This is a genomic window from Streptomyces sp. NPDC045778 (assembly GCF_056431945.1).
The window spans coordinates 170,651-187,504 of the sequence record NZ_JBWKJZ010000008.1; the positions used below are offsets into that span (position 1 = coordinate 170,651).

Below are 16,854 nucleotides of genomic sequence, written 5' to 3' on the forward strand. Positions count from 1 at the left end.
GTGGAGAACCTCCCCGGGACCGCCGCGTGCGTCACGGGGTCACCGGGTCACGGCAAGGCAGTACCCCTCGTCCGTGGCCAGCAGGTTGCGATGGGTGTCCTCGGCGGTGATGACGCCGTCGTCCAGGACGAGCACGCGGTCGGCGGCGTCCAGGAGCGCCGGACTGCTGGTGATCACGATGGTGGTGCGGCCCCGGCGCGCCTTCGCCACGTTGCGCGCGATGAGCTGCTCGGTGACCGCGTCGACGGCCGTCGTCGGGTCGTGCAGGACCAGGACCTCGGTGTCGGCGGCCAGGGCCCGCGCCAGGGACAGGCGCTGACGCTGTCCCCCGGAGAGGTTCGCGCCGCGGTCGCGGACCGTGTAGTCGAGCCCCTCGCGGTGCAGGGCGACGACGTCGGTCAGCATCGACGCCTCCACCGCCTCGTCGAGCGAACGGCTGGTGCCCGAAGGGTCGATGTTCGAGCGCAGGGTGCCCGCGAAGATCTCCCCGTCGTACGGGTTCACGAGGATGTGCTCGCGCACGGCCTCCATCGACAGGTCGGCGACCTCCTGACCGCTGACCCGCACCACGCCGTCGTACGCGTCCGGCGGGACCTGCACGGCCAGGACCGACGCGAGGTCGGCGGCCGCGCGCGGCTGGAAGGGCGCGATCGCCACGAACTCGCCCGCCGCCACCTGGAACTTCACCTTGCGCAGGGAGCCGTAGCGGACGCAGTCCACCTCCAGGTCCCCGCCCGGGGCAGGGCGGCCGGAGCCCGGCGTCGTCACCGGCGGGGCGGAGAGCACGAGGGCCATCCGCGCGGCCGAGGCGCGGGCGATCATCACGTACTTGGGCATCTCGGAGAACATCTTGAGCGGCTCGATGATGAACTGCGCGAGGCCCACGGCCATCACGAGTTCACCGATCGTGATCTGCCCCTCGAACGCCAGCCACCCGGCCGTGATGGACACCGCGGCGGCGAGGATCGCGTTGAGGGCCAGGGCGGTGCCCGCGTACACGCCGTTCACCCGGGCGACGGTGATCGCCTGGTGCTTGGCCTCCGTGCTGACCTTCCGGTAGGACCGGAAGGCCGCGTGGTTGCCGCCGAAGCCGTGCAGCGGGCGCAGGCCGGTGATCAGGTCGGCGACCTTCGCGCCTGCCCGCGCCACACGGGCCTGCTGCTCCTGGGTGCTGGAGCCGATCCGCTTCGACATCACGCTCAGGACCGACAGGATCGCGACCGTGCCCATGACCACCAGGAGGCCGAGCCTGAAGTCGGCGAGGCCGAGGGCGACCGCCGCGACCACCACCGCGACCAGCGAGCTGATCAGGAGCGGCACCACTTCGACGATGTCGGCGGTCTGGTCGGCGTCCTCGGTGGCGATGGTGAGGACCTCGCCGGACTTGAGATCGACGTCCCTCGCCACCGGCTGGAGGCCGCAGGACGCGACCTTCACCCGCCAGCGGTGCGCCTCGGTCGTGTTGGCCTTCTGCAGGACGCGCATGCCGAACCGCCACGACAGCGAAACCGTCGTGATGATCACGGCGAGCGCGCCGATCGACAGGCCGAGGGCGGTGAGGCTCCGGTCCCTCATGGTGTGCTCGACGATCAGGCCGAGCGCGATGGGGAAGGCGGTCTCACCGGCCTGGTACAGGCCCATGAGGACGGTGCCCGCGGCCATGGCGCCGACGTTGCGGCGCAGCGCGGTGCGCAGGATGTCTGCCCCGGGGCGGGGCTTTGGCGTGTCAGGAGTGGTCATCGAGGTGGCGGGCAATCGCTTCGGGGGTCTTGAGGGTGAACAGGTCTCGGATGGTGATCACAGGTCCGTACTCGCGGCGGAGCAGCCCGATGAGCCGCACCGCCAGCATGGAGTGCCCACCGAGGGACACGAAGTCGCTCACTGCGCTCACCTCGTCGTCATCCAGGTCGAGTGCTTCGGCGAAGTACTCGCACACCACGGTCTCGGTCTCGGTCGCCGGGGGCCGCTCCGTCGCCGTGGTCAGCGCGCCCAGCGGCTTGGCCTCCGGCAACGCCTTGGTGTCCGCCTTCCCGTTGACCGTCAGCGGGATGCTGTCGACCTGGGCATAGTGCGTCGGCCGCAGGAAGTCCGGAAGACCCGCGCCCACATCGGCGGCCACCGCCGCGAGGTCGGCGCCCTCGAGGACGAGGTACGCGGCGAGCCGGTACGCGCCGTCGACCTGCGGGTCCGGCTGGGCGACCGCGGCCACGAAGCGCACCGCCGGGTGCGCGGCGAACGCGGCCTCGACCTCGCCGAGTTCGACGCGGTGCCCGCGGATCTTGACCTGCTGGTCGGTGCGGCCCAGGTACATCAGGTTCCCGTCGGGCCGCCGCACCACCAGGTCACCGGTGCGGTACATGCGCTCGCCCGGCTTGCCGAACGGGCACGCCACGAAGCGGTGCGCGCTCTGGGCGTACTGCCCCAGGTAGCCGCGGGCGATGCCGATGCCCGCGACGTACAGCTCGCCGGGGACGCCGTCGGGCAGCGGCCGCAGCCACGGGTCGAGCACATACGCGTCGGTGTTGTCGATCGCGACACCCACCACCGGGTCCTGGCACTCGAAGGTGCCGACGCCGAGGGTGTTGATGGTGTACTCGGTGGGCCCGTACAGGTTGTAGCCGACCGTGCCCTCGGTCTCGGCGAGCCGCTGCCACAGCGTCGGCGTGACGGCCTCGCCGCCGAGGAGCACGAGGGCGGGGCGCCGCTCCGGCTTGTCGAGCAGGCCCTCCGCCACCAGCTGCTGGGCGTAGGTGGGGGTCACGTTGACGACGTCGATCCCGTGTTCGAGGCAGTACGCGACCAGGCGCGGCGCGTCGCGGCGCAGCTCCTCGTCGCAGATGTGCACCTCGTGCCCGTCGGCGAGCCAGAGCAGCTCCTCCCACGACATGTCGAACGCGAACGACACGGTGTGGGCGATCCGGAAGACCCGGTGGCCGTGGTCGGCGAGGACCGGCTCGAAGATCCGGCGCTGATGGTTGATCAGCATGTTGGTGAGCCCGGCGTACTCGGTGACCACGCCCTTGGGCTTGCCGGTCGACCCGGAGGTGTAGATCGTGTACGCGGGGTGCCGCAGCCGGTCCGGGTCGTCCGGCGCGAACGTCACGTACGGCGCGGCGTCCGGCAGCGGGCGGTCCAGCTCGATCAGGTCGCCGGTGAGGCGGTGCGCCACGGCGCTGACGGTGAGGATCACCTCGGGCCGCGCGTCGTCGACGATCGCGGCGATCCGCTCGTCCGGGTGGTCCAGTTCGAGGGGTACGTACGCGGCGCCGACGCGGAGCACGGCGAACAGCGCCACGATCGAGTCGAGGGAGCGCGGGATCGCGAGACCCACGGTCGTCTCCGGGCCGATGCCCCGCGCGGCGAGCACACCCGCCACGGCGCGGCTGCGGTCCCGCAGCTCGGCGAACGTCATGGTCGCGCCCTGGGCGACGAGCGCCACCCGCTGCGGGGCGCCGTCGGCCGCCCGGTCGAAGCGGTCGACGACCGTGTCCGTGCCGATGTCCGTGCGCTCGACGGGCAGCGGCTCGTCGCCCAGGCCCGGCAGCGCGCCCACAGGCCCGGTCGCGCGGGCCAGGTCCTCAAGGACGCGTACATAGGCGTCGAGGAGGCGGCGGGCGTTGTCCGCGTCGCCGTCGCGGTGCTCCAGCTTGACGGTGAGCCTCTCGCCCGGCGTCACCACCCAGGTGAACGGGTAGTGGGTGGAGTCGTCGGCCTTCACCGAGGTGATGCCGTGCCGGGAGTTCATCGCGGCGAACGCGTCCATGTCCAGGAAGTTCTGGAGCACGAACAGGTTGTCGAAGAGGGTGTCGTGTCCGCTGGCGCGCTGGATCTCGCCGAGGCCGACGTGCTCGTGCTCCATCGCCTCGACCCGGGCCCTCTGCACGGCTTCCAGGTAGTCCCGGACGGTGTCGTCCGGGCGGGCCCGCGTCCACATGGGCACGGTGTTGAGCAGCACGCCGACGATGTCGGACAGGCCCTCGCCGTCACGGCCTGAGACGGTCACGCCGAACACGGCGTCGCTGCGGCCCGTGTGGGCGCCGAGCAGCAGGCCGAACGCGCCGGTGAGGACCGAGTTCAAGGTCACGCCGTGGGCCTTGGCCGCGTCCCGCAGGAGGTCCGACTGGCCGGCGGACAGGGTGCGTACGAGCGCGCGCGGCAGCTCGTCCGACAGGGCGGGCGCCGGTCCTGCGAGCAGTGTCGGTCCTGCCAGGCCCGCCAGGTGCTCCGCCCAGAAGCGCTCGGAGGCGGCGGCGTCCTTGGCGTCGAGCGCGCGGGCGTAGTCCTCGAAGCCCGGCGTGGCCGGGGTCGCGTCCCGCGGCTCGCCCGCGCCGATGGCCTCGTAGGCGTCGAACAGGTCGCGCAGGACGATCTCCCGGGACCAGCCGTCCCACAGCAGCAGGTGGTAGCTCAGGAGCAGTCCGTCGCCGCCGTCGGGCCTGCGGACCACGGTGAGGCGGATCAGCGGCGGCTCGGCCGGGTCGAAGCCCGTGTCGCGGTCCCGGGCGCGCAGGTCCTCGACCTCCGCGTCCGTCGCCAGGTCGACCGTGCGGACGTCGACGCGACGGCCCGCCTTGAGGACCTGGACGGGGTTGCCGTCGTCGTCGGTGGCGAAGCCCGCGCCGACGACCGGGTGCCGCGCGATCACGTACGCCATGGCCTCGGCCAGGGCGTCGGTGTCCAGGCGCCGGTCGAAGGTGAAGTAGCTCTGCGCGACGTAGTGCCCGGCCGCGCCCGCCATCTGGGCCTGGAAGAACAGGCCGCGCTGGAGGGGGGTGACCGGAGCCGTGCGTTCGGCCGTGGTGGCGGCGTCCGCGAGGTGTTCGAGGGCGCTCAGCCAGTGCGCGGTGATCTCGTCGGGGATGCCGTCGGCGAGGGTGAAGGCCGCGTGCAGGCTGCCGGTGGCCGCGTCGGTCCAGGCGTTGACCTCGACGGCGTAGGGGCTGCCCTGGTCACCGCCGGTGAGGTGGAGCGCCTTCGACTCGCTGCCCCGGCCGAGGTAGTTGAACAGGACCTGCGGGCGGGCGGTGAGCAGCGGGGCCGTCTGCGGGTTGAGGTACCTGAGCTGGCCGTAGGTGAGGTGTCCGTGCTCGTCGGGCTGGCGTTCGGCGACCTCGCGCGCGGCCTCGACGGGGTCGGTGTGCGCGCTGAGCCGCACGGGCGCGATGGCGGTGAACCAGCCGACGGTGCGGGTGTAGTCGTGGTGCTCGTCGACCGGGACCCGGCCGTGTCGTTCGAGTTCGACCGCGAGGTCGGTGGGTTCGGCCTGGATCCGCGTCAGGGCGGTGCGCAGCGCGCCGCAGAGGAGTTCGGTCAGGTCGACGCCGAGGGCCGCGGGCGCCGTGCGCGTCACGCGGTCGCCGACGTCGGGCGCGAGCACGACGGTGGTCTCGCGCAGCTCGCCCACCGCCGGGACGAGGGCGGGCGCCCGGAGCGTGTCGATCCAGTGCCCGAGGCCGTCGGTCGCCTGCGTGGCGCGGAGCGTGAGGGCCTCGGCGTACTCGGCGTACGAGGTGGTCGGCGGCGCCAGCTCGACACCGTTCATGGCGGTGGTCAGGTCGTCCAGGAGGACGAGCCAGGACACCGAGTCGACGGCGATGTGGTGCACGGTGACGACCAGGGTCCTGCTGGCCTCCAGCCACGCGAAGGCGATGACGTCCCCGGACTCGGGGTCGAGGCGTCCGGCGGCGTCGTTCGCCACGGCCGTCGCGTCGGTCGTGTCGGGGCGTACGACGGTGACGTCGCGGGCCGGTTCGGTGCGCAGGGCCCACGCGCCGTGCTCGGCACGCAGCCTGATGCGCAGGGCCGGGTGCGCGGCGACGACGGCGTTCGCGGCGCGCCGGGCGTCGGCGAACCCGGTGCCCTCGGGCGCCACCAGCGCCCTGGCCTGGGCGAACCGGGCGAGGGAGCCGCCCAGTTCGCGCTGGCGCAGGATGATCGGCGTCGGGGTCAGCGGGCCGTCGTCGCGGCGGGCGGGCGTGGCCGCGGCCGCCGGGGCCTGCGGCGTGCGCGCGTCCAGGTGCTCGGCGAGCGCGCGCGGCGTCCTGAACAGGAACACGTCGCGGGGCGCGAAGCGCAGGCCGAGCGCCCGGCCCCGGTTGATCAGGGTGATGGCGACGATGCTGTCGCCCCCGGCCTTGAAGAAGTCCGTGTCGCCGTCCACGGCGGAGCCGGGCAGCGTCTCGGCGAAGAGGTCGACCAGGGTGGCGAGCACGCCGTCGCCCGCGGCCGGCGGAGCGTCGGCCCGCGCGGCGCCCGTGTCCACCCGCGCGTCGTCCCGGGCGGCACGGGCGGCGAGGGCCTTGCGGTCCAGCTTGCCGTTGACGGTCAGCGGCAGCGCGTCCGTCGGCAGGACCCGGCCGGGCACCATGTGCACGGGCAGCTTCGTGGCCAGGAGCGCGGCGAGGTCGCCGGGCACCCGGCCCACGACGTGGGCGACCAGGTGGTCGCCGGTGTCCGCCACGGTGACGGCCACGTCGACCACGCCTTCGAGGTCCCTGACCGCGGACTCCACCTCGCCCAGCTCGACGCGGAAGCCCTTGAGCTGCACCTGGTCGTCGGCGCGGCCCGCGAACTCCAGCTCGCCGTCGAGCGTGCGGCGGGCGAGGTCACCCGTGTGGTACATGCGGGAGCCGTCGGCGGCGAACGGGTCCGCCACGAACCGGCCCGCGGTGAGCCCCGGCCGCCCCAGGTAGCCGAGTGACACCTGGTCACCGGCGACGTAGATGGCGCCGACGCGGCCCGGGGGCACCGGCCGGAGCCGGTCGTCGAGCAGATACGTCGCGAGGCCCGGGATCGGCCCGCCGATGGGGCTGACGTCGTCGCCGGGGCCGAAGTCCTCGTCGGTCAGCACCCGGTGCGTGACGTGCACGGTGGTCTCGGTGATGCCGTACATGTTGACCAGCTCGGGCGTGGCGGTGCCGTGGCGCTCGACCCAGCCGCGCAGCCGTGCGATGTCGAGCGCCTCACCGCCGAAGATGATCCGGCGCAGCGCGGTGACGGGCTCGTCGGCGAGCCGGTCGGCCTCGATGAACTGGTAGAAGGCCGACGGGGTCTGGTTGAGCACGGTCACCCCGCGCTCGCGGACCAGGCGGTGGAAGTCCACCGGGGAGCGGGTCAGACCGTACTCGGGCACCAGGAGTTCGCCGCCGTGCGCGAGCGCGCCCCACAGCTCCCAGACCGCGAAGTCGAAGGAGTAGGAGTGGAACTGCACCCACACGTCGTCGGGGCCGAAGCCCATGTCGGCCCGGGTGTTCGCGAGCAGCGTCACCACGCTGGAGTGCGGGACGACGACACCCTTGGGCTGTCCTGTCGAACCGGACGTGTAGATCACGTACGCGGGGTCGTGCCAGCGCGCCTCGGGCGCGGGCCCGGCCGGGGCCTGCGGGAACTCGTCGCCCTGGACGAGCACGCGGGCCTGCACGCCGGCGCGGGCGAGGAGGTCGGTGAAGCGGTCCCGCTGGTCGGCGTCCACGAGGACGACCTGCGGCGCCGCGTCGGCGATGACGTACTCCAGCCGGTCGTCCGGGTAGGCCAGGTCCAGCGGTACGTAGGCGCCGCCCGCGCTGACGATCGCGACCAGGGCGACGACCTGCTCGACGGAGCGCGGCACGGCGACGGCGACCCGCTTGCCCGGCTCGACCCCGGCCGCGCGCAGGGCCGCGGCCAGGTCGTCCTTGGCGGCGGCGAGGTCGCCGTAGGTCAGCGACCGGGTGTCGCCGTCGAGGCCGCACTGAGTGACGGCGGTGGCGGCGGGGTCGCGGAGCGCGGCGGCGTCGAAGAGGGCGCCCAGGGTCGTCGGTTCGACCGGGGCGGTGCGCCGCTCACCCGCGGTGGCCAGGTCGTCGACCAGGGCGTCCGGCCGGGTGAGCAGGCCGGTGAGGGTCCGGGTGAAGGCGCGCAGGATCGCCTGCGCGGTCGCCTCGCCGAGGAGCGCGCCGTCGTAGATGAGGTTGAAGCGCGGTCGGCCGTCGAGGGCGCGCTCGACCACCAGCGTCAGCGGGTAGTGCGGGGCGCCCTCGTTGACGATGTCGGCGATGACGAGCGTGTCGCCGGGCCGGCGCAGGGCCTCGACGTCGGTCGCGACGTCGAAGACGACCAGGGTGTCGAACAGGGAGCCGGAGCCCGCCTGGCGGCCGATCCTGGCGAGGGAGACGTGCTGGTGCGGAAGCACCGCGCTCTGGTGTGCGCGCACGGCGGCGAGCAGGTCGCGGGCCGTGGTGGTCCCGGCCCAGCGGGCGCGCACGGGAATGGTGTTGATGAACAGGCCCACCATGTCCTCGATGCCGGGCACGTCCGCGTCACGGCCGGAGACGGTGGAGCCGAACACGACGTCCTTGCCGTGCAGGATGCCGCCGAGGGTGACCGCCCAGGCGCTGTGCACGGCGACGCTCAGCGGTACGCCGGCGGAGCGGACGGCCGCGTCGATGTCCTCCTCCGGCTCCACGACGGTGTCGGCGAACCGCTCGGAGGGGGTGTGGCCCTCGGCGACCAGTGAGGCGGCGGGCAGCTCCGCGAGTTCCTCGCGCCAGACCCGGTCGCTCTCGTCGTCGTCGCGCTCGTCGAGCCAGCGCACGTAGTCGGCGAAGCCGCCGACGGGGTACACGGTGCCCGGCGCGTGGTACTCGGCGAGGAGCGCGCGGAGCATCGGCGGCACCGACCAGCCGTCGGCGATGATGTGGTGCACGGTCTGCACCAGCACGGTGCGGCCGGAGCCCGCGCGGATGAGCGTGTAGCGCATCAGCGGGCCTGTGGCCAGGTCGAAGCCCGCCCGGCGGTCCTCCTCGGCGTACGCGCGGATCTCGTCGTCGGTGATGCCGGGCCGGTCGAGGGTGGTGAAGGGCGCCTCCACGCCGCTGTCCAGGACGGAGACGACCCGGCCGTCGGCGAGGGCGACGAAGCGCGCGGCGAGGTTCGGGTAGAGCGTGAGGAGGCGGGTGGCCGCCGCCGCGAGCCGGTCGGCGTCGACCTCGCCGTCCAGGGTGAGGAGCTGCTGCTCGACGTAGGCGCCCGCCGAGTCGTCGTCGAAGACGGAGTGGAAGTACAGGCCTTCCTGGAGCGGGGTCAGCGGCAGGACGTCCCGCAGCGCCGGGCCGTCCAGGGCGTCGACGTCGGCCTGCGTGAGGGGCACGAGCGGGAAGTCGCTGGGCGTGTGGCCGCCGTCGTCGAGCGCGGCGAGGCCGGCCAGGGCCTCCTGGAAGTAGCCGCCGATGGTGGTGATGTCCTGGTCGGAGAACATCCCGTCGGGCCAGGAGATGGTGGTGACCAGCTCGTACTCGCCGCTCGCGGCGGGTTCGGCGATCGCGTTGAACTCCAGGGCGCGCGGCAGGCGCATGGCGGGGTCGCGCTTCTCGCCCAGCTGCCCGGTGGTGTGCGCGAGCTGCCAGTCCCCGGGCGCGCCGGCGTCGAAGCGGCCCAGGTAGTTGAAGAGGACCTGCGGCGCGGGCGCGTCGAAGACGGTGTCGGTCAGGTAGCGCAGGGCGCCGTAGGAGACGCCGTTGCCCGGCACCCGGGCGAGGTCTTCCTTGACCGCCTTGAGCGCGGCGGCGAGGTAGGCGGGCGCGGTGAGGTCGGCGGCGGCGCCGGGGTCCACGGTCACGGGGAACAGGGTGGTGAACCAGCCCACGGTGCGCGACAGGTCCGGCTCGAAGCCGGCGGCGTCCGCGACGAACTGGCCCTCGCGGCCGTGGCCCTCCAGCTCGATGTGCGCGAACGTCTGTTGCTGCCCGAGGTCGCGGCGCCACCGGGCGAGGGTGACGGCGAGGGCGGTGAGCAGGACGTCGTTGACGCCCGCGTGGAACTTCGCGGGTATCTCTCCGAGGAGCGCGGCCGTGGCTTCGGCGCCGACGGAGACGGTGCGTATCCGCTCCCGTGCGACGGTGTCGGAGGCGGCCAGGGCGCGCCTGCCCACCGGCGCGTCGGCGTCCGGCAGGGGCCGCTGGAAGTAGGCGCGGTCCGCGTCGAACCCGGCGTGGCCGAGGAGCTGCGTCCAGCGCCGGAACGAGGTGCCCACCGGGGGCAGTTCGACCTCCGCGCCCTCGGCGTACTGCCGCCAGGCGGTGGCCAGGTCCTCCATCAGGACCCGCCAGGACACGCCGTCGATCACCACGTGGTGGGCGACGAGGACCAGCTGTCGGTCCGCGCGGCGCCAGACGGCGCGCAGCATCACGCCGTCCGCCGGGTCCAGGCCCTCGGTGGCGAGCGCGACGCACTCCTCCAGCGGCAGGTCGCTCTCCTGCCAGCCCACGGCGGCCCGGTCGGCCTCGGGGATGTCGAAGCTCCAGCGCTCGCCGCGCACCAGCTTGGCGCGCAGCATGTCGTGGCGGGTGGCCACCGCGGCGAGCAGCGCGTCGAGGGCGTCGGCGGTCAGCTCCGCCGGGGTGTTGAGGACCACCGACTGCACGAAGCCGTCGATCGCGTCCGTGGTCTCGCCGAGCCACTGCACGATGGGCGAGCCCACGACGGCGCCGGTCGCGGTGTCGCCGTGGTCCACGGTGGCGACGTCCTCCCGGCTCGCCACCGCGGCGAGGGCGCCGAGGACGCTGTTGCCGAAGATCTGCCGGGCCGTGACGAACAGGCCCGCGTCGCGCAGCGCGCTCAGCAGCGAGATCGCCAGGATGCTGTCGCCGCCGAGCTGGAAGAAGTCCTGGTCGGCGCCGACCTCGTCGAGCTGGAGGAGCGCGGCGACGACCGCGCACACCACGCGCTCGTTCTCGGTGGCGGGCGCGACGAGCGAGCCGGTGGCCGGCACGGGCTCGGGCAGCGCGTTGCGGTCGAGCTTGCCGTTCGCGGTGAGCGGGAACTCCGTCATCACGACGACGTGGGCGGGCACCATGTACTCGACCATGTGCGCGGCGGCCCACGCCTTGACGTCGTCGGCCTGGAGGTCCTCGCTGCCGGCGGCCGGGATCACGTAGCCGACGAGGTAGGTGCCGCCCGCCGCGTTCTTCTTCGCGACGACGCAGGTGTGCCGTACGCGGGGGTGCTCGGCGAGGCCCGCCTCGACGTCCTCGATCTCCAGGCGCATGCCGCGGATCTTGATCTGGTTGTCGGCCCGGCCGAGGAAGTCCAGGGAGCCGTCGGGGGCGAACCGGGCGAGGTCACCGGTCCGGTAGAGCCGGGAGCCGTCGGCGGCGAAAGGATTCGCCACGAACCGGGACGCCGTCAGGCCCGGCGCGTTGACGTAGCCGCGGCCGAGCAGGAATCCGCCCACGTACAGCTCGCCGCCGACGCCGACCGGGACCGGGCGCAGCTCGTCGTCGAGGACGTACAGCTGGGTGTTGGGGTTGGCCTTGCCGATGGATGTCGACAGGCGCTCGGCCGCGCCCCGGTAGATGACGTGGGAGACGCCGATGGTCGTCTCGGCCGGGCCGTAGCCGTGGTACATGGGGATGTCGAGCCGGGTGCGGTACCGCTCGTACAGCTCGGGGGTGAGCACCTCGCCGCCGCACCAGACGTGCCGCAGGCTGTCCAGGCGCCCGGAGTCGCCCGCTATCTCGAGCAGCACGTCCAGCATGGACGACACGAGGTACGTGAAGGTGACGCGCTGTTCGGCGATCACGCTCAGCAGGTGGTGCGGGTCGCGTTCGCCGCCGGGCCGCAGGACCACGAGGCGGCCGCCGCACACCAGCGGCAGGAAGATCTCGTTGATGGAGATGTCGAAGGACAGCGGCGCCTTGAAGAGGGAGGCGTCGTCGTGGCCGAAGCCGAGGATCTCGTTGACCTGCCACAGCAGGCGCTCGCTGATCGCCTCGTGCCGGATCATGGCGCCCTTGGGCCGTCCCGTCGAACCGGACGTGAAGATGACGTACGCCAGGGCGTCGCCGGGGGCGGTGATCCCGGTGCCCCCGGCGGGGTAGGAGCCGTACTTCCAGTCGCCGAGGTCCACGGCGACGGCGTCCGGTTCGCTCGGGTCGTGTGCGCCGGACCCGCTCAGCTGGAGCACGACCCGGGCGTCGGCGATGACGACGGACCGGCGCGCGGCGGGCCACTGCGGGTCGAGCGGCACGAACGCGCAGCCGGCCTGGAGCACGCCGAGCAGGGCGATGACCATCTCGGCGGAGCGGCCGAGGGAGATGCCGACGACCTGCTCGGCGCCGAGGCCGCGCTCGATCAGGTGGTGGGCGAGCTGGCTGGACAGCGCGGCCGCCTCGCCGTACGTCAGCGAGCGGTGCTCGTCGACGACGGCGACGGCGTCGGGCCGGGTCCGCGCCTGCTCCAGGAACATCTCCACGATGGTCGGGCGGATCCGGTCGGCGTGCGTGTCGTTCCACTCGGCCAGGGCCGCGAGCCGGTCCGCGACGCCGGAGGGGCCGATGGTGCCGAGCGGCCGGTCCGGGAAGTCGGCCAGGTCGTCGAGCGCGAGCTGCGCGTCGTCGAGCACGACGCCTTCGGGGACGGCGATGCTCCGGCCGTCCGCGCCGGCCTCCCAACCGGCGGGCGCGGCCCCGCCGTTGTCGACCCACGCGAGGACGTCGGCGAAGAGCGTGCCCGCGGTGAGGTCGATGCCGTCGGGGCTGTGACCCGTGGCCCAGTACGAGAGACCGATGGCGCACGCTTCGGCGATGGTCCGGTCGGAGTGGTCGCCCGTTCGGCGGCGTACGTCGGCCAGGGCCGCGGGAGAGAGCCGTACGCGGCGAGCGCCCGGTTCCATCGTCGAAGACTCAGCGTTCATCGAAGACTCAGCGTTTCCTTCCAAGGAACGAACGTTGACCTGACCGTGGTCAGGGTTGACCCGGCCGTGGCCAGGGTGGACCTGACCGTGACCGGGGTTGCCTAACTACCTTCTCGCCACGCCTGCCACAGCCGCGCGTACCGGCCGCCCAGGGCCACCAGTTCGTCGTGGGTGCCCAGCTCCACGACGCGGCCCGCGTCGAGGACGGCGATCCGGTCCGCCGCCATCGCCTGCGTGAGCCGGTGCGCCACGAACAGCGTGGTCCGGCCCGCGCACGCGGCGCGCACGGCCCGCTCGAGCTCGGCGGCGCCCTCGCTGCCCGCCTCCGCGGTCGACTCGTCGAGCACGACCACCGGGGAGCGGCTCAGCACCAGGCGGGCCAGGGCGATGTGGGTGACCTTGGTGACGTCCAGGCGCTCGCCGCCCTCGCCGACGGGGGTGTCGAGCCCCTCGGGCAGCGCCTCGACCCAGCCGTGGGCGCCGACCGTGCGCAGCGCGTCCGTCAGCTCGGCGTCGGTGGCCTCCGGCGCGGCCAGGCGCAGGTCGTCGGCGAGCGAGCCGGAGAAGACATGGGTCTCCTGCGTCAGGATGCTCACCAACGCGCGTGCCCCGGCCTCGTCGAGGCCCGCGAGGTCGGTGGTGCCGATGCGCACCGATCCGGCCTGCGGGGTGCCGATGCCCGCGATGAGCGCGGCCAGGGTCGACTTGCCCGCGCCCGTCGCGCCCACGAGGGCGAGCGAACCACCGGCCGGGATCGTCAGGTCGACGTCCTCCAGGACGGGCCGCTCGGTGTCGGGGTAGCGATACGTCAGGCCCTTCACCGTCACCGGGTACGGCGTGGTGTCCGCCGGGGTGGCGTCCGCGTCGCCGACGAGCCGCTCCTCCGCGGGCTCGCCGAGGACCCCGACGAGCCGGGTCAGGCTCGCGCCCGACTTCTGCGCCTCGTCGAAGGTGAACATGATGGCGCCGAGCGGGGTGAAGAGGCGGTGGAACATCAGCGGGGCCGCCGACACCTCGCCCAGCGTCGCCGCGTCGGCCTCCAGGAGCGCGTACCCCACGACGAGGATGAGGACGAGGCCGATGAACTCGGCGCGGTTCTCCCTGCCGACGAAGCGGCCGAAGAACCGGAACACCTCGATGCCGTAGTTGCGCACGCGCCACGACTCGTGGGTGACCTGCTCACGGACGGAGTCCTCAAGGCGGTACGCCCGGACCGTGTCGATCCCGTTCAAGCCGCTGATCAGCGCCTGGGCGCGGTCGGCCTGGGCGACCCGCTGCTTCTTGTAGAGCGGGGCGGACCGGGGCAGGTACCAGCGCAGGGCGAGGGCGTAGGCGGGCAGGGCGCCCGCGCCCGCCAGGCCGAGCCGCCAGTCGAGGCCGAACATGCCGACCGTGGCGATGAAGACGAGGACGCCCGCGGAGAACACCGTGGGGATGGCCATGCGGATGCCCTTGGACAGGACGGCCACGTCGTCGCCCACCCGGGAGAGGACGTCTCCCCTGCCGACCTGCTCGACGCGTGCGCTCGGCATGCCGAGCACCGCGCGGACGGCGCCTTCGCGCAGCCGCGCGAGCAGGTCCGCGCCGAGCCGTCCGATCAGGTACGTCGACGCCGCGGTGGCCACCGCGCCGAGCAGCGCGGCGGCCCCCATCAGCACGCCGACGGTGAGCAGGACCGAGCGTGACTCGCCCTCGACCACCCCGTCGACGACACGGCCGAGCAGCAGGACCGGGAGGACCTGGAGGGCCGCGCCGGCCACCGTGGTGAGCACGGTGGCCGTCGTCAGCCAAGGGACCTCACGGCAGTGCGTGGTGACCCAGCGGGTGGCCTCGCGGCCCGTCGCCGTGCGCAGGGTCGCCGGGGCGACCTTCGTAGCGGTGGTGCTCACACCTAGCCGACCGACTTGACGAGTTCGTCGATGGCGTAGGGCATGGAGAGCAAGGTGCCCTGGGAGATGGCGGCGCCGACCGCGGGACCCTCGCTGTCCAGCAGGTAGGAGACGTTGCCCTTCTTCACCGCGTCCAGGTTGCTGAACAGCTCGGACTTCTTGAGCGCCTTCATGTCCGCCTTGTCGTTGATGACGAAGATGCGGTCGGTGTTGACCAGGTCGATGCGCTCGGGCGAGAGGACGGTGAAGAACTTGCCGCCCGCGACCTTGTCGATCTTGGTCTGGTACTTGAAGCCGATGCCCGTCACCAGACGGCCGCGCACGTCGGTGGAGGTGAACGGCGCGACGGAGTCCTTGTACCAGGACAGCGCGACGGCGTTCTCCTTGGCGAACTCGGGGTGCGCCTTCTTGGCGGCGTCCATCTTGCCCTGGATGCCCTTGACGAGCTTCTCGCCCTTCTCGGCCTGGCCGAGGGCCTTGGCGATGTGCAGGGCGTTGTCCTGCCACGGAGCGCTGAACGGCTCCTTCTCGCCCTTGGTGCGGCCCACCGTCGGCGCGATCTTGGAGAGCTTGTCGTAGGCGGCCTTGTCGATCTCGGAGTACACCGCGATGATCAGGTCGGGCCGCAGCGACGCGATCTTCTCGTAGTTGGGGCCGGAGTCACCGTTCTTCATGATGACCTCGGGCTTGGCGTCGCCCCACTTGTCCTTCACCCAGGGCCACTGGGTGTTGATGTCGGGCGACTTGCCCGCCGGGTTCGGGTACTGGTCGGTCATGCCGACCGGCTTGGTGCCGAACGCGAGGACGGTCTGGTCGTCGGTGTAGCCGACGGTGACGACCCGCTTGGGGGCCTTCGATATCTTCGTGGATCCGAACGCGTGCTCCACGGTGACGGGGAACTTGCCGGCGGCGGCAGCCGGAGCGGCGTCGTCGCCACCCTTGTCCGACTTGTCCGAGCCGCATCCCGCGAGGAGTCCGACCCCGAGGGCCGCGGCGGAGACCACGGCCGCCATCCGCCGCCAAGGCCTCATGGTCGTCGTTCGATGGAGATGCATCCGAGATCCCTTGCTTTCACGCTGTCCGGTGCGCCCCTGTCTCAGGGCAGCCAAACCTTACCTTGCGGTTGTGAGGTAAGCCTAGCCTAACTTTCAACTTGTCTGTGCGAGGGGCCAGTCGAACCATCCGCCCGCGCACGTGGTCGAGCCGCAGGTGGGGCCGGTCGGGCCCGACTGAGGCGCACCGAGGGGCGCGGAAGCGCGAGGGCGCGCTATGAGGGTGGGGGCGCGCCGCAGGGGCGCAGGCGCGGCTGCACCGCGCGCGGCGGGCTGCCGCACGCCGGGGCATGCTCTCGGCCCACGAGAGGCCCCTCCAGCACACGGCGAAGGGCCCTTCCAGCCCGCGCGGGCGGAGTTCAGCCCAGCTGCACGTGCGTACGGCCGATGGGCACGATGAGCGGCCTGTCGCCCACCGGGTCGTCAATCACCTTGGCGCGCAGCCCGAACGCCTCGTACAGCAGCTCGGAGGTGATGACGTCGCGCGGGTGTCCCTGCGCCAGGATCGTGCCGTCCTTCATCACGATGAGGTTGTCGCTGTAGCGCGTGGCCAGGTTGAGGTCGTGCAGGACCATCACCACGGCGCACCCGGACTCGTGCAGGTCGTCGACGAGGTCGAGGACGTCGACCGCGTGCGCCAGGTCCAGATAGGTCGTCGGCTCGTCGAGGAGGAGCAGGTCGGTGCCCTGGGCCAGGGTCATGGAGATCCAGACGCGCTGGCGCTGGCCGCCCGAGAGGGAGTCGACCGGCCGGTCGGCCAGGTCGGACACGCCGGTCATGGCGAGGGCGCGCGCCACGACGTCGGCGTCGTCCGACGACCACTGCCGCAGCCAACTCTGATGCGGATGGCGGCCCCTGGCGACGAGGTCGGACACCGTCAGGCCCTCCGGCGCGACGGGGGCCTGCGGCAGCAGGCCCATCTTCTTCGCCACGTCCTTGGTCTTGAGCCGGACGATGTCCTCGCCGTCCAGGACGACGGAGCCCTTGCTGGGCTTGAGCAGCCGCGAGAGGGTCCGCAGCAGCGTCGACTTGCCGCAGCCGTTGGGGCCGATGATCGTGGTGATCACCCCTGGCGGTATCGCCACGTCGAGATCGTCGATGACGGTCCTGGCGCCGTAGCCGACGCTGACGCCCTTGGCCGCGAGCCGTGCGGCGTCGTCGACGTCGGACTCGATCTCGGTGATGTACTGAGTGACCACAAGCCCCCCTCTGCGCATTTAGGTATGCCTCACCTTTGTATCAG

5 protein-coding genes are annotated in these 16,854 nt (G+C 72.7%); all 5 read right to left on the reverse strand.

Annotated features, from left to right (window positions below; translation table 11 throughout):
• Positions 1-39: 39 nt before the first annotated feature.
• The 5 genes from AC07GB_RS13155 to AC07GB_RS13175 all read right to left on the reverse strand — a co-directional run bounded on the left by AC07GB_RS13155 (position 40) and on the right by AC07GB_RS13175 (position 16,810).
• Entirely contained in the window at positions 40-1,740 is a 1,701-nt protein-coding gene (locus tag AC07GB_RS13155) for an ABC transporter ATP-binding protein (protein ID WP_478844606.1), read from the reverse strand.
• The gene (locus AC07GB_RS13160) at positions 1,727-12,670 is read right to left on the reverse strand and encodes a non-ribosomal peptide synthetase (RefSeq protein WP_478844608.1); all 10,944 of its coding nucleotides are present in this window, start codon (positions 12,668-12,670) and stop codon (positions 1,727-1,729) included. The genes AC07GB_RS13155 and AC07GB_RS13160 overlap by 14 nt, the downstream gene beginning before the upstream one ends.
• A 101-nt stretch (positions 12,671-12,771) precedes the next feature.
• Positions 12,772-14,559, reverse strand: coding sequence for an ABC transporter ATP-binding protein (locus tag AC07GB_RS13165; protein ID WP_478844611.1), 1,788 nt, complete (start codon positions 14,557-14,559; stop codon positions 12,772-12,774).
• 2 nt (positions 14,560-14,561) lie between these two features.
• Positions 14,562-15,614 carry an iron-siderophore ABC transporter substrate-binding protein gene (locus tag AC07GB_RS13170; RefSeq protein WP_478844613.1) on the reverse strand — a complete coding sequence of 351 codons (1,053 nt, stop codon included), beginning with the start codon at positions 15,612-15,614 and terminating at the stop codon, positions 14,562-14,564.
• Between the two features lie 356 nt (positions 15,615-15,970).
• On the reverse strand, positions 15,971-16,810 hold the full coding sequence (locus AC07GB_RS13175) for an ABC transporter ATP-binding protein (protein ID WP_478844615.1): 840 nt from the start codon (positions 16,808-16,810) through the stop codon (positions 15,971-15,973).
• Positions 16,811-16,854 lie beyond the last annotated feature (44 nt).